Raw genomic sequence first — 23,926 nt, forward strand, 5'->3', positions numbered from 1 at the left:
GCTTTTCTTTTATATAATCACAATCAGCCTTGCCAGCCCGAAAACCAGCAGCCCCAGTACGGCCGTTCCATAAAGCAGCCGGTTTGCCCGTCTGATATCCTCCCGTTCAATCGGGCGGATGTCATCCCCGATATAAGGTTTCTCGTACAATTTTCCAAAATACCACGCATTTCCTGCCAGGCGGACCGAAAGAGCTCCCGCACAGACCGATTCGGGCTGAGCCGCATTCGGGCTTTTGTGGTTGTGACGGTCTCTTCTGTAGATCTTCCATGCATTTGCCATGCTGTAATGTCCGCTGTCAAATAGTCCCAGAATTCCGGCCGCTCCGATCATCAGAAGCGCCGAAAGCCTTGCCGGAATCAGGTTAAACAGATCATCCATTCTGGCTGCCGTCCGGCCAAAATCCAGATACCGGTCGTTTTTGTAGCCCACCATGGAGTCCATCGTGTTGACCGCTTTATAAAAAAAGCCAAGCCCTGCTCCTCCGATCATCATATAAAACAGCGGGGCAATAATTCCGTCGGACGTGTTCTCCGCCACCGTCTCCACCGCAGCCTTCACCACGCCTTCCTCTGTCAGGCTTTTCGTATCTCTCCCCACAATCATGGACACGGCCTTTCGTCCGTCCTCAATCGTCCCTGTATCCAATGCCTGTTTTACTTTCATGCTTTCTGTCTTCAGAGACTTTGTGGCAAGCAGCTGCCAGCACCAGAAACTCTGGAGCAGGAAATAAAGCACCGGATGAATCTGAAAGGCCGCCCACAAAAGGAGGCATGGAACGAGTGTTGCAATTCCCGCTGTTCCGATCCAGAGAAGCGTTCCCCTTCTTCTGAGACTCTCTGGAGAAGTTCCCTCTTTATACAGCTTCTTTTCCAGTCCGCTGATCAGATGTCCGATGATCCGTATCGGATGATAGATCCAGGCCGGATCTCCAAAGAACAGGTCCAGTATAAATCCTGCCGCGCATGCTGCCAAAATAATCATAGTTTTCTTTCCACCTTACATTGTTTCTCCCCGGTTTTCCACCGGTCCTCAAAAATACGGACCTGATATCCACATCCGTTTCCACAGCTCCACTCATAGTATCCCTGTTTTGGAACCGCGTATGCCGAAAGCACTGCCATCAGCGTGCCTCCGTGGGCGACGATGGCCGCCCGTTCGATCTTCTGTTCCATCAGCCTGTCCACGGCCCGTTCAAAGGTCGCCCGCGTCCGTTCGCAGAAAGATGCCTTTGACTCGCCTCCCGGAAACGGTAGTTCTCCTCCGGAATCGATCCACGCCTGATAGGAAGGATCTCCCGTCAGTTCCAGATAATTCTTCCCTTCAAAAGCGCCGAAATCACATTCCCGGAATCCGTCCCATACGGTCTGTTCCACCTCCGGATAAAGTAACTTTGCCGTCTGACGGCACCGTATCATGGGACTGGTCAGGACAATTTCCGCACGCGGCATCTTCTTTATTTCCGCCACCGGAAGAATCGGTTCGTCTGTCGTTCCGATATATCGTTTTTCCAGATTTCCGGCCGTTGCAAAATGCCGGATCAAGGTCAGTTCCATCGTTCTTCTCCGTTTCTGTTTCGTCTCTTTACGGACCGTTTTTCTCCATCAAAACCGGATCATCCAGGACCAGGCTGTCAGCACCGTCAGTACAGTAAGTTCAAAGACCTGGAGAAACCAGCCTGCCAGATCCCCTGTAATGCCGCCGAACTCCCGCACTGCCATCCTGAGATACCGGGCAAATACTGCTCCCGCCGTAAAAAGCAGAAGCACTGCCGGGATGACGCCGGATACTGCCACCAAAAAAATCACACCTGCTGCAAGATAGATTCCCGTGGAAATCCATACTGCCTTTTGTCTGGCAGATTCCCGGAACGCAGCCGCAAGTCCGTCTGATTTTGCTCCCTTTCCTACCGTCACGGAAAGACCGCTCAATGTTCTGGACAGAACCATGGCGCAGGCCATCCCCGGAAGGACTTTCTCATCTGCCGCCGACCAGAGGGCCAGACTCCAGAGTAGATATATGGCCGCACTCATCACCGCAAAAGCTCCGGTGTGCGGGTCTTTGAGAATCGCAAGCTTTTTCTCCCGTTCCCCGTAGGAATGCCTTGCATCCGAAGTATCCATAAAACCGTCCATATGAATTCCGCCCGTCACCAGAAGCGGAAGGATCGTCAGAAACACAGCCGGAAACAAGGCCGGAAGTTTCCCCGCATCCCGAAGGCCAAACAGCACAAGTCCGGTTCCCCACGTCAGTGCTCCGGCCACGGCTCCTACCAGAGGGAAGAAGCAGAAGGCATACTGCATGGACGGTTTCGTCCACTGGACTTTTGGCATGGGGATTTTGGAATACATGGAAAAGGCAATGATAAAGGATCGAATCCATTTCATGATGTGTACTCCTTATACTGTTCTACCTGAATGTCATCGAAGGAACTCATCTCCTCGTAAACCATCATGGCCATATCCAGAAGCGGGAAGAGGGCGCAGGCTCCGGTTCCTTCTCCAAGAGCCATGCCAAGATCCAGTACGGCTTCCATTCCAAGCTCCTCCAGAATCCGGTTGTGGGCCGGTTCTTTCGACCTGTGGGAAGCAAACAGATATTCTTTTACCTTCGGTTCTATCCGCACCGCAGCAAGGGCAGCCACCGAGGAGATAAATCCATCCAGCACCGCCGGAACCTGGTATCTGGCACATCCTAAGAAAACTCCGGTCAGTCCCGCAATATCCAGCCCTCCAACCTTTGCCAGAATGTCCACCGGATCCGACGGGTCCGGATTTCTCTTTGCCAGTCCTTCTGTGATAACTTCCTTTTTCCGGATCAGGCCTTCATCGGAAAGCCCGGCTCCCCGTCCTGTCATTACCTCAGCCGCCTCCCCGGTAAGGGCACAGGCCACGGCGCTGCTGGTCGTCGTATTGCCGATTCCCATCTCCCCGGTAGCAAGGATCTCATACCCCTGCGCTTTCCGCTCTTTTACGATCTTCATTCCGGTCAGAATGGCACGGACGACCTCCTCCCTTGTCATGGCCGGCTCTTCCAGAAAATCCTTCGTCCCGCAGGATATCTTGTATTCTGCTTTCGTAAGTCCCTCCACGTCCGTCAGAATTCCAATATCGTAAGGCAGAATGTCTGCACCTGCCACCTTTGCCATTTTACAGACACTGGTCTGCCCTGTCAGAAAATTTCCCGCTACCACAGCGGTCACCTCAGCTCCGGTCTGGGAGACGCCTTCCTTTACAATCCCATTGTCCGCACAGAGCACCACAATCCCCTTTTTCTGTAAAGATGGATGAAGCCTCCCCTGAATTCCCGCGATCCTTGCAATCATCGTCTCCAGCGCCCCCATTCCATGAAGAGGCTTTGCAAGATGGTTCCACCGGGTAAGAGACGCTTTTCTTACCTCCTCATCCGGCAGTCTGATCTGTTTGATCTCATTTTCCCATATTGTCTCCGGCATTTCCTTTCTCTCTCCTTTCCAGACAGCATCCGACAAAGCGTTTGGCAAATGCCGGATTGGAGTCATAGCTGATATGTGCAAATCCCGCAAAGACCTGCTGCTTTTCTTCCATACACTCCCATGACCGCTGCCCATCCGGCTTCACAGCCAGACAGCGGTCTCCGTTTTCGGTACAGTCCCAGTAATGAAACTCATGGCCACGGATCGTCTCACCCCGTTTCAAAAACAAAAGCTCCTCTTTTGGCTCCAGAGTCAGATATCCAAATCGTCCTAATGTATGCGTCCGGTACCCTCTTCCTTTTAAAAATCCGGTCATCGGGTAAATCATTCCGTCTTCGCCTTCCAGCTCCTCTTTCAGATAGAGAAACCCGCCGCATTCTGCAAGGCATGGAAGTCCTCCTTTCAGGCTCTGAAGCACCGATTCCCGCATGGACACATTTTCAGACAGCTCCTTTGCGTAGAGTTCCGGGTATCCCCCTGCCAGAATCAGGCCGTCGATGCCATCCGGCAGAACCGCATCATGAAGCGGAGAAAACGGTACAATCTCGCAGCCCAGTTGCCGCAGCAGTTCCAGATTATCTTTATAGTAAAAGCAGAACGCCTCATCCTTTGCCGCGGCAATCCGGAGTTTCGACTTTTCCGTCCCTTCTTCTTCCCCTGCTTCTTGTTCTCCCGTTTCCAGATCCGGCGCTTCTTCTGCAATCTGTAACAGCAGCTCCAGATCCAGCGTCTCCTCTGCCTGTTCCGCAAGCAGGTCCAGTTTTTCCTGCAGTGCCTCCACTTCCTCCGGAAGAATCAGCCCCAGATGTCTGCTTTTTAATTCCGCATCCGCCATCTTCGGGAGATATCCTGCCAGCCTGACCGCATGGCCGTTTTCCCGCAGCCACTGCTCCAGTACCGGCGCAAGCTTTTCATAGGTACGTCCGGTGATCCCGTTCAAAATGACCGCCCGGATCTGCCCCGCCGTTTCGTATTCCAGATAGCCTTTCAGAAGTGCCAGCACCGAGTGTCCCATTCCCCGGCAGGGAACGACCAGAGCTACCGGCATCTGAAGAACTGCCGCAATCTCGCTCGTACTCCCCTTCGGGCTTTCCAGACTCATTCCGTCATAATATCCCATGACTCCTTCCGCCACTACCAGATCCGCACCCCTGCTGTGCCGTGCCAGAAGCTGCTTTTGCATCCCGGGCTCATGGAAGAAAAGATCCAGATTTTCAGAAGGAATGCCGAGAACCTTCTCATGGAAAAGCGGGTCAATATAGTCCGGGCCGCACTTGCATGCCGCCAGGGCAAGGCCCCGCTTCTGATATGCCCGCAGCAGCCCGCAGACAATGCTCGTCTTCCCGCATCCGCTTCCGGTTCCGGCAATCAGAAGCCGTCCTGTCTTCTTTGTATCACTCATGGTCCGCTTCCTTTCTTCCCTGAAACACAGCCATCCACACCGGATTCTGGGCTGTCATCAGATGGTAGGCTCCCATCTTCCGGCTGCCTGATGCCTGAATCTGCATCACCTCGGCTGTCTCCCACCGGCTGTCCTGCAAAAGTTCCGTCATCTCCCGGATCGTTTCCATGCTGACCGCAGTCAGCACAATCCGGACCGATGAATTTTTCGACAGACAGGTTTCCACAATCTCTTTCAGCCTGCTTCCGCTTCCACCGATAAACACATGGGTCGGCGCAGGAAGATCCGAAAGCGCCTCCGGTGCGTTTCCCTCTACAATCTCCACCTGATCGGTCCGCCATTTCCGCTTATTTTCCTGAATAAGAGCAATTCCTTCCGGATTTCTCTCCACAGCATAGACCCGGATGGAGCCGTCCTGAAGCGCAGCCTCTACCGACACGCTTCCGGTTCCTGCCCCGATGTCATAGAGAACCGCATCTTTCTGAAGCTTCAGTGCGGCAACCGCCATGGCCCGGACTGCCGACTTGGTCATCGGCACTTTTCCCCGGATCAGCTCTTCATCTTCCAGATGCCGTCCAACAAACGTGTCGTAGTCCGGGTTGTGTACCCAGAGTACGGAAAGCCCGGAAAGCAGCTCCGACGTCAGTTCCCGGATCGTTCCGCGAAAGAAAACTTCTTCTTCATACGAAAGATCCCGTCCTGCTGCGGCTTCCAGATGATCCAGCCCGTACCAGGACATCTTTTCCAGAAACTGCTCTGCTGTCTCTTTGCCGCCAAGAAGCAGGAAGGTGTGTTCGTGGGTACAGATCTCATAAACCGCATTCTGTCCGGTTCCGTGAAGGCTGACCAATGCCGCCTTCTCCCACGGCACCTGACAGCGTGCTGCCATGCAGATCACTGATGAGATACCCGGCAGCACCCGGATCTCCCATCCACTTCCTTCCAATCGCTTTATAAGCTGTTTTGCGCCGCTGTAAAATCCAGGATCGCCGGAATATAAAACGGAGATTTCTTCTCCTTTTTCCTGCTCCAGAGTCGTCATGATCTCCTCCGGACGGTAAGATGTATAGCATCCTGCCTCTTTCTTCCGGATTGATTCTACGCTTTGCAGCATCCTTTCGGCACCGATCAGTACAGTGCTTTTCCGGATCTGCTCCCTGGCTTCCTGTGTCAGGCTTTTGTTTCCGTCTGTTCCGATTCCAATCAGATTAATCTTCTTTTTCATATCGATATCCTCTCGGCGTCACCATCGCCTCCCCGATCACTCTTGTCTGGGAATTGCCGATGAACACCGTGGTAAACATGTCTGTCCCGGTTTCTTTCAGTCTTCCAAGGGTTGTCACATGCTTTTCCTCCCCGTCTCTTGCGATCTGGCGCACATAGCCGCAGACCGTATCCGGGCTCTGATATTCCAGAAGAATCTCGCAGGCCCTCCGGAGATAATCTTTTCGTTTCCGGCTGGACGGATTGTAAAGGCAGATGGCAAAATCCCCTTTTGCCGCAGACCGCAGACGCTCTTCAATCTTCTCCCACGGCGTCAGAAGATCGCTCAGGGAAATGACCGCAAAATCATGGATGAGCGGAGCTCCCAGAACGGCCGCTCCCGCAGTGGCGGCGGTAATTCCCGGAACCACCTCGATCTCCACTTCCGAATATCCGCGTTCTTTCCGGATCTCATGCATCAGGCCTGCCATACCGTACACTCCGGCGTCCCCGCTGCAGATCATGGCTGTTGTCCGCCCCTCCCGGGCTTCCCGGAGTGCCATCTCACAGCGCTCCACTTCCTTTGTCATCGGCGTAGTCAGAAATGTCTTCCCCGGAAACTGCTCTTTTACCAGATCCACATAGACGGTGTATCCGATGATCACCTCACAGGATTCCATCGCCCGCACAGCCCGGATCGTCATTTCCTCATAAGCGCCCGGCCCGATTCCTATGACATATACTTTCTTTTTCATTCTTCCGTCTCCCCGTCTTTCTTCGTTCCATCCCGGAACATGGTGGTAAATTCCGGATCATACAGTTTCGACCGCTCATATCCGGTTTTCTTTCCGCCTTCCAGTACTTCTCCCACTACAATCAGCGCAGTCTTCGTCACATGGTTCGCTTTGGCGGTTTCAGCCAGCGTTTCCACAGTACACCGGTAGACCGCTTCTTCCGGCCAGCTTGCCTTATAGACGATGGCCGCAGGTGTATCGCCCGGATAGCCGCCCGCCATCAGTTCCCTGGAAAGCGGTTCCAGAAGTCCGGCGCTTAGGAAAAGCACCATAGTCGCCTGATGTGCCGCAAAGCTGCGGATCGATTCTTTCTCCGGCACCTTGGTCCGGCCTTCCATCCGTGTGATAATGACGGACTGGGAAATCTCAGGGAGGGTGTACTCCAGTTTAAGAGCTGCCGCCGCTCCGGAAAAGGAGCTGACTCCCGGACAGATTTCATAGGCAATTCCCCGTCTGTCCAGCTCATCCATCTGCTCTTTGATAGCTCCGTAGAGACTTGGATCTCCGGTGTGAAGCCGTACCGTCATCTTTTTGTCCTTTTCTGCTGCTTCAAGCACTTCCAGCACCTCTTCCAATGTCATATAGGCACTGTCATATACCTCACAAGTTTCCTTTCTGACCTGTAACAGTTCCGGATTGACCAGTGATCCGGCATAGATAATCACGTCCGCCTCTTTCAGCAGGCGTTCGCCACGCACGGTAATCAGGTCGCATGCTCCCGGCCCTGCTCCGACAAAATGTACCATCAGGATCCCTCCTTTATCACAATCAGCGAATAATAGCTGGATTTCTCCGGCACATCGTCCGGATTTTCATAAATCTTTTCATTTTCCATCCCGCAGTTTTCCACCATCCAGAACCGGTCGTTTGACGCCTTGACCGTCTCTTTGACATAAGGCATCTTTTTCCCTGTTTTCATCAGAATTTTCGTTCCGGAAAGCTTCAGCCCCTCTTCAATTCCATAGGAGGCCGGCAGGATATGAATCTCCTCTTTATTTTCCGCAAGCCCCAGGTTCAGGGCCGCTGCCGCCGCGCAAAACGACGGAATTCCCGGTATGATCACCGCCTGGTACCCGTCTTTTTGCACCCGTTTATGAATATACAGGTAGGTCGAATAAATGGACGGATCTCCAAGGGTCAGAAACGCAATGTTCATTCCTTCGTCCAGATATTCCTCCACCTTCTTTGCTCCCGCATCGTGGATGCGTTTCAGTTCTTCTTTTTCTTTCATCATCGGCATCGGAAGGCAGAGCACCGGCTTTTTACGAATCTCCGGCACTTCCGGCAGCACAATCTGATATGCCGCACATCGATCGAGATACGGCATCCCTTCCTCCCAGATACACGGCTCCTTCAGTGTACTGTCAGACACCGGAACCGCGATCATATCACAGGACCGGATCAATCGGACCGCCTTCAGCGTCAGAAGCTCTGCCTCTCCCGGTCCTGTCCCTGTTCCATATAAGATTCCACTCATTCTTTTTGTCCTTTCCGTTCCTCTTTGATCTGTTCGAGAAGATCCATGGCACCCTCCGTCTTCCCAAGAATTCCCCATTCTTTGGAAAAGGTCAGAAGTTCCACCTGGACTTCTCCTCTCGTCCTCTGATTGATATGCCAGGAGATACGCTCCATGATCCGGGACATCACGGCTTTCTGGATGCCGGCCCTCGTCAGAACGGCAAGCATCTCATCTGTCGTGACGCTCTCCTCAATCTCAGGCACCAGCCCGATCAGCTTTTCGGCGCGCCCCGGGTCTTCCTTTAAAGCCCCGGCCGCAAGATGGGAAAGCGCCGCAAGAAACACCTCCGCACGCGCGTCCGCTATCCTCGAGTGGGTATTCATGACACCTGCCGCAAGCTTGGCAAACTTTCCGATGTGCCCCACAAGAAGAACTCTCGGAAATCCAAGCACCACTGCCATATCCAGCGCCTCGCCCACATAGTTGCTGCATTTGACCGCCCGGTCCGGGGAAAAGGAAAGCTCATCTTTCAGAAAATCACTTCCGTAATTTCCCGGCACAAGACAGAGCGTCTGAATTCCTTCCTGTTTTTGTACTTTCATTTCCAGAAGGATGGTTTCCGTCAGAGCCTGCTCACTCATGGGTTCTACAATCCCCGTTGTTCCAAGGATGGAAAGACCGCCCACAATCCCAAGTCTTGGATTGAATGTCTTTTTGGCAAGTGCTTCCCCCTCCGGCGCAGAAATGGTCACTTTCAGCGTCCCGCAAAAACCGGCTTCCCCGGCTGCCTGCCGGACTGCTTCCGTAATCATACTCCTTGGCACCTTGTTGATGGCGGGTGCTCCTACCGGCTGCTCCAGCCCCGACTTTGTCACCCGGCCGATACCCTCCCCGCCTTCCAGCACAATCCGCACCGGCTCCGAATCTGGTTCCTGCCGTTTATCGGACTCTTTCTTTACTTCGGCAAAGACGAGCATTCCGTGGGTAATATCCGGATCATCTCCTGCATCTTTCCGGATCGCGCATGACACCACATCGGAATGACGCACGATCTCCTCCACTTCCAGAAGCAAGGTCTCTCCTGCCGGGACAGTGATGCGGACTTCCCGGATTTCCTCTCCGGAAAACAGCATGATTGCCGCCGCCTTTGCCGCTGCCGCCGCGCAGGTTCCCGTCGTATATCCTCTTTTCAGTTCTTTTTGTCCCTTGATGACTGTCTGCTTTTCCATCTTTATCCTTTCGGACACTCCTTTGCTTCCCTGGCATGACGCACAAACATCTGCCGGATGCCCGGAATCTCTCCGAGACCTTTTAAGACGGTGCGCACTTCATATCCTTCTCTTGTCAGAATCGATTTCCAGGAATCCGCATCCTCCCCTGCCATATCGTTTTTGGCATGGTCTCCCGCCACAATCATAAACGGCATCAGAAGAATCTTTTCGGCCTGCTGCTCTTTCAGCTTTTTCAGTACTTCCTCCATCTCCGGGAAGCCTTCTACCGTGCCGACTACCACGTTTCGGTATCCTTTCGCCCAGAAGGTATAATCGAGGGCCGGATAGGCCGCATTGGTATGGTGCTCTGTCCCGTGGCCCATGAGCACTAATGTTTCTTCCTCTTTGAGTCCGGCATCCTCCATAATCAGGTGTACCGCCTCCTCATAATCTTCCATCGTGGCAAGAAGCGGTGCTCCGATACGGATCGTTTCAAACCGTTCCCGGTACGGCTCGATCTGCTCTGTCATCTTTTCGTATTCAAATCCGTGGATGATATGGGTCGGCTGTATGAGAAGATCCTCAATTCCGTCCCGCGCCATCTGCTCCATGGCTTCCTCCACGTTGCAGATTTCCATCTGAAACTCCGATTTCAGTTTCTTCAAGATCATTCCGCTTGTAAACGCCCGGTACAGCGTCCGGTCCGGGAATGCCTCCGCAAGCGCCTTCTCTACTGCTCCGATCGTCTTTTCCATTGTATCCAGGTGGCTCGTTCCAAAGCTCACCGTCAAAACTGCTTTTTTCATATTTGTCCTCCCATATGGGCCTGACATCGACGACTGACACCAAAAAAGGATATGGAAAAACAGACAGTTCTTTCCTCTGCCTCTTTTCCCATATCCGTTTCTATTTCCCTTTGACGTCCTCTTTGATTCTCGTACTTGTCATAATCCCGTAACCTTTCCGAAGCATCTAAAAGCAGGTATTCTGACTTAAGGATCCGCGCTTTTCTCTCCCTTCCCATGCATCCGCACAGTGGCCTTTTCTTAAGAAAGCTCCCCTCATACAGCAACGGGCATTGTTCCGGATTCTCACCGGATTCCCTTTTACTCCTTCTAACATAAGGTACTTTTAAATGATTTCTCTGTTTGATTCCTGTTTATGATACCATTGGCCAAGACGGCTGTCAACCGATGCGGTTTTTCTGGATTAGCCAAAATGCATTTCTATTGTACGAACATTTGTGTATAATACATAAAAAAATAGTTACGAATTCTTTTTCTTTCTTTTTCCAAGGATGAACCTGCGGATTCCCAGCATACAGCCTCCTCCCAGTACGGTAAGTCCCGCAAAATTCCACTTTTGCTCCCTCTCAATCTCTTTTTGAGACGAAACATAGGTTACCCCCTCACGGGGGAGTTCCTCCGCAGAGATTTGACCGTTACGGCTACAGTAAACTACATATCTCTGAAAATTGTATGTGTACGGATGACAGGTAATCAGAGTCAGCATGTCCTCACCTTCCTTGATTTTCACTGCGTCAATGTCATCCGGAGTAATGACAATACACTTCACCACCTGATATTCCAGTGTTTCCCACAAATTAGTCAGTATCACTTTGTCTCCGGGCTGCAACAATTCGATATCCCGAAACATCGGAATGCCTTTCCATCCCCGGTGGGCAGCTATTACACAGTTGCTGTTTGTTCCTCCTATAGGCATACTGGTCTGTCCCAAAACTGCAGCTCCCTTGTCAAGATTCTCATCTGACGCTCCCAGATACAGCGGCAGTTCCAGATCCATGGCTTCAATGGATAAATAGCCGACCGCATCCCCGGACGTATCATAATCCGACAGCCGGAAAACCGGCTGCTGAAAGTTCCATGCATCCGTCAGTCCGCTCTGCCCGTCCCGGAAAATTTTTTCATTGTATGCTTTCATGTCCTCATAAAGCTGAATGTATTCTCTCTCTGTACTTTCTTCCGGTTCCCGGTTGTTTTGTTTCTTACTCTTAATCTCTTCTACCTCTTTCCTGCTGCTAAATTTCGATCGCAGACTCTGGAAATGCGGAGTCAGAAGCAGTGCTGCACCGGAAAAAAATATCACCAGAATCAGCAATCTAAAGCCGGTCTTTCTCACGCTCCCGCCCCCCTATCTTTTCCTTCTCCTTCGTCCGGGCTTCTTCGCCCCTGTCCTCCTGCGCAAAATGGATCCCACTGCCACAACAGCCACCAGTATCATCCCCGCGGCAGCCGCTTTCAGGTATTGTTCCATCCAGCTGCCCTGTCTTACCGGCACCGCCCCCGTCTGTTCCGTTTCTTCCACATAAGGGATACGGGTTCCCCGTACCAGCAGGCGGTGTGTATTGATCCCGTATGGTGTACAGGTCACCAGCGTAACATGATCTTCCTGCGCATTAATCTGCAGATCCTCCGTCTCCTCCGGGAGCACTACCCGGATCTGATCCACCTGATAGGCCAGCACCTCCCCCAGTACATGAATATAGAAGACATCGCCATTTTCCAGCTGGTCCAGATCTGTAAACAGCTTCTTATTATTAAGTCCCGTATGCGCGGAAAGAACGCAATGCGTTCCTGTTCCTCCCACCGGAAGAGAACTTCCCTGCAGATGTCCCACCCCCTTTTTCAGCACTTCCTGTCCGGTGCCGTGATAAATCATCAACTCCACATCGATAGCCGGAATCCTCAGATAGGCCATTCCTCCTTCGTCATCTATGTTCAGAAGCCCTGCATAGGGCATGGCGGAAGGATCCAGCTGATTCTTGTCAAAAGGATCTGTAAGCAGAACGCCTCCCTGCAAAAGTCCCCGATTGTAATCCTGACACTCCTGCAGTTCTGCAGTCTGGTCATCCGAAGTCATTTCTTCTGAAATAATACTATTATAGTGCTTCATGATTTCTTCCTGTTCCTTTTCATAGAGCAGGTTGCTGACAACCGGGTATGCCAGCAGAGAGAGCCCCGCCAGAAAAACCAATACCGTCAAAATAGCCAGTAATTTCTGCTTCACATCCTTTTCCTCCATTTCCCAATTAACATTCAGATGCTTTTCCCCTGACTCCGGTGAAGTATGTGGAAAAACACCAAAACGAAGGATGGGCGGAAATCTCCGCCCAATCCCATACAAATCACTGTGTTCTTTTTTTAGCGAGAAGAGTTCTTTCTTCTGGAAACCACAAGCATTCCTCCTGCCGCCGCAATCAGAAGAATACCGCCCATTGTCAACGCCCACGTACCTGTGCCTCCGGTTTTCGGAAGGGTGAAGCCTTTCTGGTTGTAAAGCTCGAAAGCAACGCTTGCTATTGCCGTCTCTGTAGTGTTCGTATTGTTTACAAAGGACACCGTAAGTTTATTACTTCCCAGTTTGACACTTGTCTTATCCTTGTCGAGCAGCATTGCGTTCGGGTCAGCCTGTGCTTCAAGATCGATGGTGACGTCCTCGTCAATCAGGTTATAGCCGTCTGCAGTATTAGTCTCCTTCAGGATGTAGGTCTCGTCATCATCCAGACCCACAACCGTCAGTTTCCTGTTGGTCGTGTCAAGTTTGAGGTCTGTCACATTGCCAGTTCCATTGGAATCGGACACAAGGATGTAATTTCCGGCAGAGCCGGTAAAATAGAGAAGTTCCTCATCCTGCCCATTTACCCGGTACAGCTGGAATGTCACAGCACCAATCTCACCAGCTGAAACAGTAGCGTCACTGAAGGTCTTTGTCAGCTCGATGCCGTAGGTGTACACCTTGGTGGAATCGGTCAGAACACTCTCAGAACCATTGTTATTCCATTCCAGTTTGGCGTCATTGACATTAATCTTCACTGCGTCAGTGGTAAGCCTTGCACTGTAGGTAACAGTGACTGTCTCGCCCTCATATGCCTCGAGAGTAGACGGTTCAAAAGTGAGGGTGAAGGAACTCTCGTTATTGGCATAGCCGTCCGAATTCAGTGTCGCAAGGAGAGTCTGTCCAATATAAAACTTATTACTGTCATCATCCGTTCCCCGTGTAATAGTGGCACCATTGATAGCAATTTCAACGCTGGCAGAATCAAACTCCTGCTTTTCCAGCGTATCACTCATAGTAAACTCGGTGAGATTGTCGTAGTCGGTCAGCGTAGGAACCTTTGCTGTCAGCCGATAGTCAAGCACATCCCCTGTCTCTGCAGTAAGCTCATCAAGCCATTGGTCTGCATCCTTCTCGCTTATCTTCTTTTCAAAAGGCAGATCCTCCGCCTTAAGGTTCATTTGAGCCGGGATATCACCTGTCGTGGCGATCATCACACCCTGCTTGAGGCTTAAGCCACTCGGAACGCTCTTAAAGTCGATGGCGTAGTAGCCTTCGTCAAGATCACTGATAGTCATAGTTCCCCGTGTTCCAACGCTTGCGCCAGCTGTAGCTGTAAGAGAAGTAGTTATGTTATTCTTTTCAATATACTTCTCAATCCAGGAATAGAACACACCTGCATTACTTCCGCCTGCACCGCTATCTCCAGCGATACGGCTCACCAGGTCAGCCTCACCGTATGTCTTATCAAGCGCCTTGGCGTCATCACCGGAGAAGGTGATGTACTCACCGGAAGCAGGCTGGGTCGTACCGGCAGAAAGATCAGTGCCGTCAAACTGCAGGTACACGGTGCCGCCAGTTCCAAATATTTCATCGATTGAACTGTTTCCGTCAGTTGTGTCGATGTTGAAAAATGCATCGAAGCCGGTAGTTACGGAATAAAGTTTCTTAGCAGGATCTGTCTCTGTGTCATTTACCTGGTCCAGCACCAGATACGCATTTGCCTGTGTACCCGCCCAGTCTTTACTGCTATCCGACCATGTCGGTTCTGTAATCGTGATACTCGCACTTCCATCCGCAGCAAGCGCTGTTGCAGGCACCAGTCCGACCACAAGCGTCAGTGCAGCCAACGTTCCTGTGAGCCGAGATAAGAATCTGTTACTTTTTCTCATAAGGTTTTCTCCTTCCTTTTCTTGTCTTTCATAAGAACTTATTTATATAAAAGCATAAATACGCTTTTATATCATTGATTTACCGCCTTCTGCGTCTGCGGCGCCGGGCCCGTGTGCTTACGGACTTTCCTTTGATTCCTTTCAGTTTCCACAAAACAACTGCAGCCGTCAGGAGTACCACTCCTGCTGCCAGATACCATCCGATACCGGAAAGACCGGTAGTCGGCAGGATCATCTTTTTATGGTTAGTCACCGTAAACAAAAGATGATATACTGAATTTCCGCCATCTTTGGTCGGTACTGTAATTTTCGTCTGCTCATTCTCTCCCACGATCAGATATCCGTCCTCATCGGTTTGAGGTGCGCTATATCCGTCTGGAACTGTAGCTTCCACCAAGTAGTACGTCCCATTGACAAGAAGATTTGTGAACTCTGCAACTTCCTCATAATTCGTAAGGGTGCCCTGCTCATATTTCTCCTGTTCTTCAGTGCTCAGGCTGCGGTAGTAGAAGTAACTCTTCGTGCCGGAGCTGTCAGTATGAACCGGATAGATTTTGCCATCCGTATCCGTAAAAATCATATGCTCAAGGTCAAATCCCTGAGCTCCTTCCGCTATCGTCTGCCGTATTCTCGGCACTGTGGGAACCGGACTTCCGACTTTCGTTTTGCCGCCTGTTCCATCATCCTTATAGAGCTGGAACGCCGCGCCTTTCAGCGGATCTCCCGCACCGTCCCGCTTGGTCACAGCAATGGAACCGGGATAATATGTATTGACAAACGAAACTGTTGTCGTTGTGCCTCCGAGTGTACCTGATGCGTCTCCGTCTGCCGGCGTGGTCTGATCAAAGCCGTCATCCGGAACATCTGTCTCACTTACTGTATAACTCCATCCATTGACGAGTCCGTCGATATAGAGTTTCTCATCGGGCTTGAGTTTAAAAGTGGCAGTGCCATTAGCGAAATTTAATGAAGATATTCCACTTTCTACAGATGTTTCAGATCCATTTCCAGCATCAACTACATGCCTTGTGGTAAATGTACCCGAAACCGGGTTATTCTTAGTATCTTTCAGTGTCACAGTAAAAGAGAATTCCTGATCTGCAAATTGTCCAGCGTCAATTCCTTCTGGAACTTTAATATCCTTTTCTACTGCAAGTGAAGCCGTTTTTACCGCAAGACGTCCGTTATTGCCCAGATGGATTTGTGCGTTTTCACTGTTCATATGCGCATAATAGTAAAGCTGCGCAGTAGAAGTATTATTGGTTGTCTTTTCTGCATGTTTGGAATCAGCATGAGGCGCATTCATTACGCCTGCTTTCACGCAATACTGACCATTTATTTGTTCGGTCGTCCCCTTGATTCCGGTAACCGAACGGGTTTCGGTTACACTTTCATCGCCGCTGTAATACTGTACCTGATAATAGTAAGTCTTGCCGTCATCAGGAGTCGGCTGTTCCACTACCGGATCCGTACAAGATTTGTCTTTGTACAGCGGAATACTCTCCTGAACATAGAAATACGGGTTGTTCTTCGCAGGTGTAAACTCAACGTATGCGTTGCCCGCTGTCTCCTGATCCTCGCACTTTATATCACCCGTATATTTGTTGCTGTAAAAATACAGACCGTCCGTTCCGGTATTTGCCTGCTTGTACGCATCGTCAATCTTTGAAAGATCCACTGTTCCGTCAGAGTTCTTTACGCCCTCCTGCACTCCTACCGTATAGCAGAGACGCACAGGATAGGCATTATTGGTTGTGTGACTTTTCACATTCCCGGATGACTCCAGCTCCACCGTGTTCACCCTCAGCGGAATTGCTGAAGCAGGTATCTTTACTGTAAGTGTCTGGGTCATTTTTCCGGTGTTATCCGTATTCGATGTAACCGTAATAACAATATCACCCGCATTCTGCTGACCGTAAACCGGACTGTCAATCTGACCGCTGAAGGTATAGGTAGTGGTATTTCCGTTTGTACTTTCAGTATGATTTGTAAAATTCGTACCGGAGAAGATCAGGTTTTTTACATCCTTGACCTCCATATAATCGCCGATCTCATCAGTATATGTAATGTAGCCGCTCTGGTCGATGGCATCAGGGTTGACATTTGTCGGCACCTGAGGGGTGGACATTGTGATGTCGCTGACAATATTTTCAAAAACTTCTGTAACTTGATCTGCACTATCAGCAGAAAAATATTGATCCACATAGTTCAAATCATTGACTTCAGTAATATCATTCTGAGAAGGATGAGTAACTGTATAATTCTCTGATGGAAAGGTACTCTCCCACCAAGATGTCCAATCTCCTGGTCCAGCACTTGCCGCTGGCTCTGAAACCGGTATGGTTACGTTAGTGCCGTTCTTATATTGATTCCATGTATCCCGAAAATTTTGAGCAATATTATTATTGTCATTCCAGTGGCTACCTGGATTCAGTGATACATACGCAAGATTTTGCGATTTGTTGGCATCTATATCCGTATTCCAATTAGAAGATGCTTTTACTTCATTAAAAATGCCATCCAGCCCCATACCAATGTTATATACACGCACCGCATAATCGGAGTTTAAATCAGCACTATAATGACGATCAATTTCCCGCTTCATGTAGGTTGCCGTCATCATTGCTTTCAAGCCGTTTCCTACGGAACTGATGCGGACAACACCATTGCCATTTCCCGAATTATTTGATGGTTCCCACCAATTTTGACTGTCTGACGAAACTGTGGGATTACCGTCAGATAAATGAATCACCGCAGGTACTCGCTGAACTGTTTGACCATTGATCTCCACTGTCGTATCTGAACCGGTCAATAAATTCATACCTGTATATAAGCCCATCTGAGTATTCGTAGCATGTGGCTGCTGAACAGTATGATTTCCTGACACCCCATCTATATTCCAGCTAACCGTCCTTTCTGATGTGGTTGCCGTGCGATCATTAATAGAAAAATATGTCTGGCTCGAAGAATAATGGTTTAAAGGCAGCAAAACTTTCGATGCAGATACACTTTCATCCGGCTTTCCAGAATAACATACCACCGCCACCCGGTTATACTCATTAGCCTCCATCAGAGTCTTAATCGAACTGTTCAGCGCATCAAGCAGATTTGCCAGCCGACTATACCCGTTATCCATTGCATAGTTAATCATCGATCCCGAAAAGTCCACTACAAACACAACATCAAGCGGACTCTGAGCCTCTCCGGTAATACTTTGTGTGGTCGCCAAGGCGGAATACGTCACCAGAAAATCCGAATCATTTGCCACAGTAATGGAATTGCCGGCATCACCGCTGAATTTCTGGTCAGTGGTAGTGACCGTCTTATCCGCCCACACGCGCCCGGAAAATTCAGTGGTCAAATTGCCGCTGGTTTCATCGTTCAAATAATTCGTATATGTCACCCGTGTGTCATCATCTGCTGTATGGCCGGTCGTTCCCGTTGTGGATGCCGCAAATACGTAAGATGTATTGCTTAAAAAGAATACACATAGACAGATAAAGAGGGCGAACCACCGTCTGCATTTTATTTTTGTTTGCTGTTTCATACTTACCTCCTACTTGTGTATATTAAATCTTCTGAAAGAAATGCTATTGCTTTCTCTTTAAAAAGGAGTCATCCCCTCTCTTTCCTGATCGAATTAGTTTTTTCTCAATCATACAAAATGCAGCAGGCACGCATTTGCTCTACCATGTTTCGCAATTCCTGCCATTTTCTTTTGTCCTTAGAATCCAGACAGGCATGATCACCAACCCATAACCAGGGATAATGGCAAACCATTTCCATTAAAAGTTCTCCTGCCGTCTTCCAGATCCGGTCTGTCTGAATTTCACACCGAGTGCCGTAGACAGTTCCGAGAAATAGACGCCCATCTGTATCTGGTGATATTTTCTCCACTGGAAGTCTGACACAGGCATTTTTGTCTTCCGAATCCTGTTCCAGACAGACCAATAAAATCCTGTCCTCATCCAGACATCCTAAAGGGCCTTCTCTGGATGAAAACAGCATTCCATGATCTATAAATGTAATATTGTCCGGAACAATCGTAATATTTCTCTGTTTCAGTCCGGATATTTCTCTCCCCATGCAGTTTCATCTCCACCTTTTTTCGTAAGGCAAACTACCACATAATATCAATTATGTGGTACATGGCCTTTCCCCATAAAAAAATGAAGTCCTGTTTTTCGGCGTCCCGTCGATTTTCGAGCCATATGTAAGAGACGGGGCTTATTTTGGTACCCAAAATTTTAAAAATTTTTTCTCCAGCGACATTGACGGCACGGATCTTTTGCTATAGAATAAATGAGGAAAAGAAAAAATGATGACTAGATGAGAAAGACCGGCTTTGTACTACCACATAATTGATATTATGTGGTGTTTTTATTTTCCCCTTTTTCATTTTCACATTTGCAATATTGTCATGCGGTTAAGCTGTCTTTGATAGATCTCTCCTGTATTGGAGGTATAGATTCGGGTTACATTCAGGCTGCTGTGCCCCAGAACATCAGCAAGGCCTGTCAGGTCCTGCGTCGTTTGATAATAAACTCTTGCAAACAGGTGCCGGAGATTGTGCGGAAATATTTTCTCCCCGCTGACACCTGCTTTCTTTTTCAACGCTTTCATCTCGCTCCAGAGATTACTCCTGTCTTTCGGCTGCCCGCTTTTCGTTACGAAAATACAGCCCGACCGAATTTTTCTGGCTGACGCAAACATCAAAAGTTTTTTTCGGATGCTGGCTGTCAGGAAGATTCTCCGGTATTTTCCTTTGTTGTGTACTTCGATCCTCCCCTTTTTTACCTGTTCCACCGTGAAATACTTCAACTCGCTGACGCGGATTCCGGTAACGGCAATCGTTTCGATACACAGGGCCAGTTGGGACTTTCCTTCTGCCCTTGCTGCCTTCACAAGACGCTTATATTCCTGACAGGTCAGTTCTTTCTCCTCCTGCAGAAAAAGATTTTTCTGTGTCTTTACCCGCCTGATTTTCAGTTCGCAGTATCCACAGAATGTTAAAAACTGATTGAGAGCGGCCAGCATGGAATTCACACTGTTGACCGTATAATGTTCTATCAGCCATTCTTTGTAGGCAAGAAGCCGGCCTTTGTCTATTTCCGTTTTCTCCCCGAGAAATTTGAAAAAACATTTCAAATCCGTAAGATATTTCCGGATCGTTGCCCCGGCATTTTCTCTTTCATACAGATACTTCTCAAACTCAACGATTTCTGTACCTTGTATCCTCAATACTTCTTTTTCTTTCATACTGATTCCTCCTTACACCTTACCCTTTTTCTCCTTATATAAATAAAGATGGTTTGAACTTGAAAAAAGGTTCAGCTTTTTATGATTTCTGCCTTATTTTTTAGTAATTTCTTGGGGAATATACTATGAAAAAGATAGTTTCTTCGTCCCAAACAAAGGCAGGCATGACTCGCATGAGTCATGCCTGCCTCTTAACATTTATCGTTTTTTCATTGAAGCCGCCACATTTTCTCCGAAATGAACCTGCTCTTTATCCGATCACCACCTGCGCCCGGCTTTCTCCGCCTTTTTCTTTCTTTACGAGAATCTTTTTGTCGATCCGGTCTTTCAGTTCAGCCACATGGGAAATAATTCCCACCAGCTTATTCCCTTCACTTAAAGAGGCAAGGGCGCGGACCGCCTTATCCAGCGCTTCCTCATCCAGTGTCCCGAACCCCTCGTCCACAAACATCGCTTCCATCCGGATGCCTCCGGCCATGGACTGAATCTCATCGGAAAGCCCAAGTGCCAGGGAAAGAGATGCCTGGAAGGACTCCCCGCCTGACAGTGTATGAATGCTGCGCTGTGTACCGTTGTAATGATCGATCACATCCATATCAAGGCCGCTCTGGCTTCTCCGGTTGTCCGCTGTCTTTTTGCGGACCAGCTCATACTGACCGTCTGTCATGACAAGAAGCCTGCGGTTTGCACGAATAAGAATCCGGTCGAAATAGGCCATCTGCACATAGGTTTCCAGCATGATTTTTTCCTTTCCTCCAAGTGTGCCGTTGACCGTATCGGAAAGAGCGCCGGCAATCCGGTATTCCTTCTCTGTCTCTTCCTGCTGCCTCACGGCCGCCCTCATCTTCTCAAGGGCGGACCTGTCTGCACTGAGCACCGGAAGGAGCTGTTCCTTTTCGGCAAGCAGACGCTGCTTTTTCAGGAGTGTCTCCTGTTTTTTCTGTTCCAGCTCCTCTTTTTCCCGGTGTTTCTCCTCTTCCGGCGTCTCCCGGTCTTTCTGCTGTTCCGTCCAGACACGGATGGATGCTTCGCAGGCAGAGATCTCATTTTCCGTGCTCTGGTATGCCGCTTTTGCCGCTTCCAAAGCCTCTTCTTTTTCCTGTTTTTCCAGCTCCATCTTCCGGATCACATTGCGTGCCTCTTCATAGGAATCATACGGAAGGCTCTCCCCGATTTCCTGAATCCGTTTTCCTTCTGTTTCCTGTTCTGTCCGCATGGAGGCCGTCTCCCGTTCCAGATGAAGAATGATGCCTGTCTGTTCTTCTGTCTGTTGTTCCAGCTCTTTTTCCCGCTTCTGCGCATCCTGCTTCTGCTTTTGCTGTTTGTTCAGACTTTCTTCTTTTTGCTGCAGTTCCCGTCTCCGGTTTTCCAAAGTGCAGCCTTCCTCTTTCATTCTCTGGTACGCTTCCTTCAGACCCGCCGGTTCCTCATCCGGCCAGAGCAGTGCGGCCTTCTGCCTGAGCTGGCCTGCCGCCGTCTCAGTGCGGCCTTTGGCCTCGCCTGCCTTCCGGCTCTTTTGCTTATCCTCTTCCATGAGCATATCAAGTACTGTTTTTTTCTGTTTCAACGTCTGTTCATCAGGGATTTCTTCCGGCTTTTTCGCCGGATCCGGATGGTGCAGGGCACCGCACACCGGACAGGGTTCCCCGTCTGTCAATCCGGCTGCCAGGATCCCTGCCTGCCCGTCCAGAAAGGCCCGTTCCAGCTCCTGATACTCTTTTTGTGCCTTCTCTACCTTCTCCCGGACGCAAAGGTAGGCCTCCTGCGCAGTCTCCTGCTCCTTTCTTGCCTCCTGGTACTGCCCGCAGATCAGCAGAAATTCTTTCAGATTCTGATGTCTTTCTTCCGTCTGCTGTTTCTGCCGCAGAAGTTCTTTCCATGCCTCCTCCGGATCAGGAATCTCCGACAGCAAGGCACGGCACCGCTCGATTTCTTCTTTTGCCTTTCTCTGCTTTTCCATTACAGCTGCCAGGCGGTCAGAAAGATTCCTGGCCTCCTTGCGTCTCTTCTCCCAGGATTTCTGCTTTTCCTCCAGTTCCCGGTAAGTCTCCAACTGCATGGATTCTTTCAAAATCCGCTCCTGCACCAGTTCATTACCTTTTGCATTCTCCTGCGCCTTCCGAAGTGCTTCCTGGCAGACCTCCTTTTTCCGGATCAGCTGTTCCAGTTCTTCTTTCTGCTGTTTTTCTCCCCGCTTTGCTTTCAGCTCCTGAACAGCCTCATTCAGCCTTTCGCCATACTGCTGTGCTTCCTCTTCCGTCCGGCTGATCTCCTGTTCCAGACATTCTTCTTCCTTCTGCATGGTTTCAAGGATGTCCTCAATCGTCAAAAGCCATTCTTCCTTATCCGGACTTTGCAGGCTTTCCTCCCACTTTGCCCGAAGCGCTTCCTCTTTTTCCGGTATCAGGACGCCGTCGGCATACTGGCGGATACTCTGCTCCACCGCCTCGTATGCTCTTTTCAGGCCTGCCGCTTTCTCCTTGATTTTCTCCTGAAATACCTGATATGGCGCCGTGTGGAACAGCATCCGGAAAATCCGGCTCTTTTCCTCAGTGGAAGAAAAGAGCATCTTCTGGAACTCTCCCTGAGCCAGCATGGCAATCTGGGTAAACTGCTCTCTTTTCAGACCGAGGATTTCCTCGCACTTTTCTGTAACAGTTCTGGCACCCATCACCACACTTCCATCCGGCATCGTCAGAACGGCATCCGCCTTCTGGGTAATCCAGCCTTCTCCCCGCTTTTTCGGGCGCTGGTATTCCGGATTCCGGTGAATCTGATATCTCGCACTGCCGACCGAAAATGTCAGCTCCACATAAGTTTCCTCCCCGTTTGCTGCATATTTGCTTTGCAGCATATCCGCTTTTCTTCGGTTTCCGGAAGGCTCACCGTAAAGGGCAAAGGTGATGGCATCAAAAATTGTCGTCTTCCCCGCGCCGGTATCCCCGGAGATCACATAAAGTCCATGCTTTCCCAGCTTGTCAAATGGAATCTCCTGTCTGGACGCATAAGGGCCGAATGCGGATAAAATCAGTTTTTCCGGTCTCATCTTTCTTCCTCCCATACTTCTTCCATCATCTCTTCGACCAGTTTGCTCTGCGCGTCCGAAAGCGGTGTCCCGTTAACCATCTGATAAAAATCCGATACGACTTCATCCGGCCGTTTTTGCTCTACCGCTTCCATTTCTTCATACTGCATCTGCGTGCGTACCCGCACATTGTCATAGTCAAGCTTCATCAGATTCGGATAAATCATCCGAAGCTTCCCGACCGCATCCATCACATCTTCCTCATCGGTAAGTGTAATGTGAAAGTAGGAATCCCGTTCCTGCGTCTCGTAAAACGGCCGGCTCGTCAGCTGTAAATAGGTCCCCTTCAGTTCCTTCATATCCCGCAAAGGGGTAAGAGGGACTGTTTTGATTGCGGTCCCTCCTTTTTCTTTCAGCTCCACAATGGTCACGGATTTCTGATCGTGTACCTCGGAAAATGAATATTTCAAAGGCGTACCACAGTAGCGGACCGTCTCCCTTGTAACAGACTGCGGTCTGTGCAGATGCCCAAGGGCAACATAGTCAAATCCGTCAAACACCGACACGTCTACCTGATCCAGACCTCCGATGGAAACCTCCTCCGACTCACATTGTACGGCTCCCGCCACAAACTGATGGGCCACCAGAATATTCCGCGTTGCAGGATCCAGATCTGCCTCTTCCAGCACTGCGCGCACTGCGTCCGTGTATGTCTGGATGTCTTTTTCCGGATAGACACTCCGCACCTGTGCCGGTTTTAAAAACGGCATCAGCCAGATGGAAAGTTCACCGTATTCATCCTCCCGGTCCACTTTTTCCAGAAATCCTTCTGATGCCATATACACGCCGCTTTTCTTAAACAGCTCCGCTCCAAAGGAAAGCCTGTCCCTGGAGTCGTGATTTCCACTTATGAAAAAGACCGGAATCTTCCGGTCCGCAAAGCTGCTCAGCAGATAATCAAGAAGCCGCACTGCTTCCGCAGGCGGAACAGGCTTGTCATAGACATCGCCTGCAACCAGAACCCCTTGTACCTGCTCCTGATCGGCAGTCTTCAGAATCTGATCGAGAATGTGGGCCTGATCCTCCAGCATGGAATACTCATTGACCCGTTTTCCAAGATGCAGATCCGATATATGCAGCAATCTCATAATT

At 49.9% G+C, this 23,926-nt stretch carries 19 protein-coding genes and 1 riboswitch; all 19 genes read right to left on the reverse strand.

The annotated features are described in order from the left end of the window. Positions 1-9: 9 nt before the first annotated feature. Positions 10-984: an adenosylcobinamide-phosphate synthase CbiB gene (gene cbiB / locus FGQ85_RS02235; protein ID WP_138372536.1), complete on the reverse strand. Its 975-nt coding sequence runs from the start codon at positions 982-984 to the stop codon at positions 10-12. After that, positions 981-1,556: a histidine phosphatase family protein gene (locus tag FGQ85_RS02240; protein WP_138372537.1), complete on the reverse strand. Its 576-nt coding sequence runs from the start codon at positions 1,554-1,556 to the stop codon at positions 981-983. Before FGQ85_RS02240 ends, cbiB begins: the two co-directional genes overlap by 4 nt. A 48-nt stretch (positions 1,557-1,604) precedes the next feature. Beyond that, entirely contained in the window at positions 1,605-2,387 is a 783-nt protein-coding gene (locus tag FGQ85_RS02245; protein WP_138372538.1) for an adenosylcobinamide-GDP ribazoletransferase, read from the reverse strand. Then, the gene (gene cobT, locus FGQ85_RS18670; protein WP_243128464.1) at positions 2,384-3,454 is read right to left on the reverse strand and encodes a nicotinate-nucleotide--dimethylbenzimidazole phosphoribosyltransferase; all 1,071 of its coding nucleotides are present in this window, start codon (positions 3,452-3,454) and stop codon (positions 2,384-2,386) included. The genes FGQ85_RS02245 and cobT overlap by 4 nt, the downstream gene beginning before the upstream one ends. Next, positions 3,429-4,856, reverse strand: coding sequence for a cobyrinate a,c-diamide synthase (locus tag FGQ85_RS18675; protein WP_243128465.1), 1,428 nt, complete (start codon positions 4,854-4,856; stop codon positions 3,429-3,431). Before FGQ85_RS18675 ends, cobT begins: the two co-directional genes overlap by 26 nt. Further along, positions 4,849-6,081 (reverse strand): precorrin-6y C5,15-methyltransferase (decarboxylating) subunit CbiE, encoded by a 1,233-nt coding sequence (cbiE, locus tag FGQ85_RS02255; RefSeq protein ID WP_138372539.1) that lies wholly within the window; start codon positions 6,079-6,081, stop codon positions 4,849-4,851. Before cbiE ends, FGQ85_RS18675 begins: the two co-directional genes overlap by 8 nt. Further along, a complete protein-coding gene (gene cobJ / locus FGQ85_RS02260) occupies positions 6,065-6,814 on the reverse strand; it encodes a precorrin-3B C(17)-methyltransferase (protein WP_087167197.1) in 750 nt (249 codons plus the stop codon). The genes cbiE and cobJ overlap by 17 nt, the downstream gene beginning before the upstream one ends. Beyond that, positions 6,811-7,599, reverse strand: a complete 789-nt coding sequence (gene cobM / locus FGQ85_RS02265) for a precorrin-4 C(11)-methyltransferase (protein ID WP_138372540.1) — start codon at positions 7,597-7,599, stop codon at positions 6,811-6,813. Before cobM ends, cobJ begins: the two co-directional genes overlap by 4 nt. Continuing rightward, on the reverse strand, positions 7,599-8,330 hold the full coding sequence (cobI, locus tag FGQ85_RS02270) for a precorrin-2 C(20)-methyltransferase (RefSeq protein WP_138372541.1): 732 nt from the start codon (positions 8,328-8,330) through the stop codon (positions 7,599-7,601). Before cobI ends, cobM begins: the two co-directional genes overlap by 1 nt. Then, entirely contained in the window at positions 8,327-9,541 is a 1,215-nt protein-coding gene (gene cbiD / locus FGQ85_RS02275; protein WP_138372542.1) for a cobalt-precorrin-5B (C(1))-methyltransferase CbiD, read from the reverse strand. The genes cobI and cbiD overlap by 4 nt, the downstream gene beginning before the upstream one ends. 2 nt (positions 9,542-9,543) lie before the next feature. After that, complete coding sequence (locus tag FGQ85_RS02280; RefSeq protein ID WP_087167193.1) at positions 9,544-10,329, reverse strand: sirohydrochlorin cobaltochelatase; 786 nt, start codon at positions 10,327-10,329, stop codon at positions 9,544-9,546. 153 nt (positions 10,330-10,482) lie between these two features. Next, positions 10,483-10,671: riboswitch (cobalamin riboswitch) on the reverse strand. Positions 10,672-10,789: 118 nt separating this feature from the next. Further along, complete coding sequence (locus FGQ85_RS02285) at positions 10,790-11,662, reverse strand: class C sortase (protein WP_138372543.1); 873 nt, start codon at positions 11,660-11,662, stop codon at positions 10,790-10,792. 12 nt (positions 11,663-11,674) lie between these two features. Next, the gene (locus FGQ85_RS02290) at positions 11,675-12,550 is read right to left on the reverse strand and encodes a class C sortase (RefSeq protein ID WP_171027860.1); all 876 of its coding nucleotides are present in this window, start codon (positions 12,548-12,550) and stop codon (positions 11,675-11,677) included. A 134-nt stretch (positions 12,551-12,684) separates the two neighbouring features. Further along, a complete protein-coding gene (locus tag FGQ85_RS02295) occupies positions 12,685-14,490 on the reverse strand; it encodes an isopeptide-forming domain-containing fimbrial protein (RefSeq protein WP_138372582.1) in 1,806 nt (601 codons plus the stop codon). Positions 14,491-14,569: 79 nt separating this feature from the next. Beyond that, positions 14,570-18,037 (reverse strand): SpaA isopeptide-forming pilin-related protein, encoded by a 3,468-nt coding sequence (locus FGQ85_RS02300; RefSeq protein WP_138372545.1) that lies wholly within the window; start codon positions 18,035-18,037, stop codon positions 14,570-14,572. A 104-nt stretch (positions 18,038-18,141) separates the two neighbouring features. After that, a complete protein-coding gene (locus FGQ85_RS02305; protein ID WP_138372546.1) occupies positions 18,142-18,576 on the reverse strand; it encodes a hypothetical protein in 435 nt (144 codons plus the stop codon). Between the two features lie 315 nt (positions 18,577-18,891). After that, entirely contained in the window at positions 18,892-19,749 is an 858-nt protein-coding gene (locus FGQ85_RS02310; RefSeq protein ID WP_138372547.1) for a tyrosine-type recombinase/integrase, read from the reverse strand. 250 nt (positions 19,750-19,999) lie between these two features. Continuing rightward, on the reverse strand, positions 20,000-22,795 hold the full coding sequence (locus tag FGQ85_RS02315; RefSeq protein WP_171027861.1) for an SMC family ATPase: 2,796 nt from the start codon (positions 22,793-22,795) through the stop codon (positions 20,000-20,002). After that, positions 22,792-23,922 carry an exonuclease SbcCD subunit D gene (locus tag FGQ85_RS02320; protein ID WP_138372549.1) on the reverse strand — a complete coding sequence of 377 codons (1,131 nt, stop codon included), beginning with the start codon at positions 23,920-23,922 and terminating at the stop codon, positions 22,792-22,794. Before FGQ85_RS02320 ends, FGQ85_RS02315 begins: the two co-directional genes overlap by 4 nt. Positions 23,923-23,926 lie beyond the last annotated feature (4 nt).

Source organism: Pseudoflavonifractor sp. BSD2780061688st1 E11 (assembly GCF_005844125.1).
Lineage (GTDB): Bacteria > Bacillota > Clostridia > Lachnospirales > Lachnospiraceae > Sellimonas > Sellimonas catena.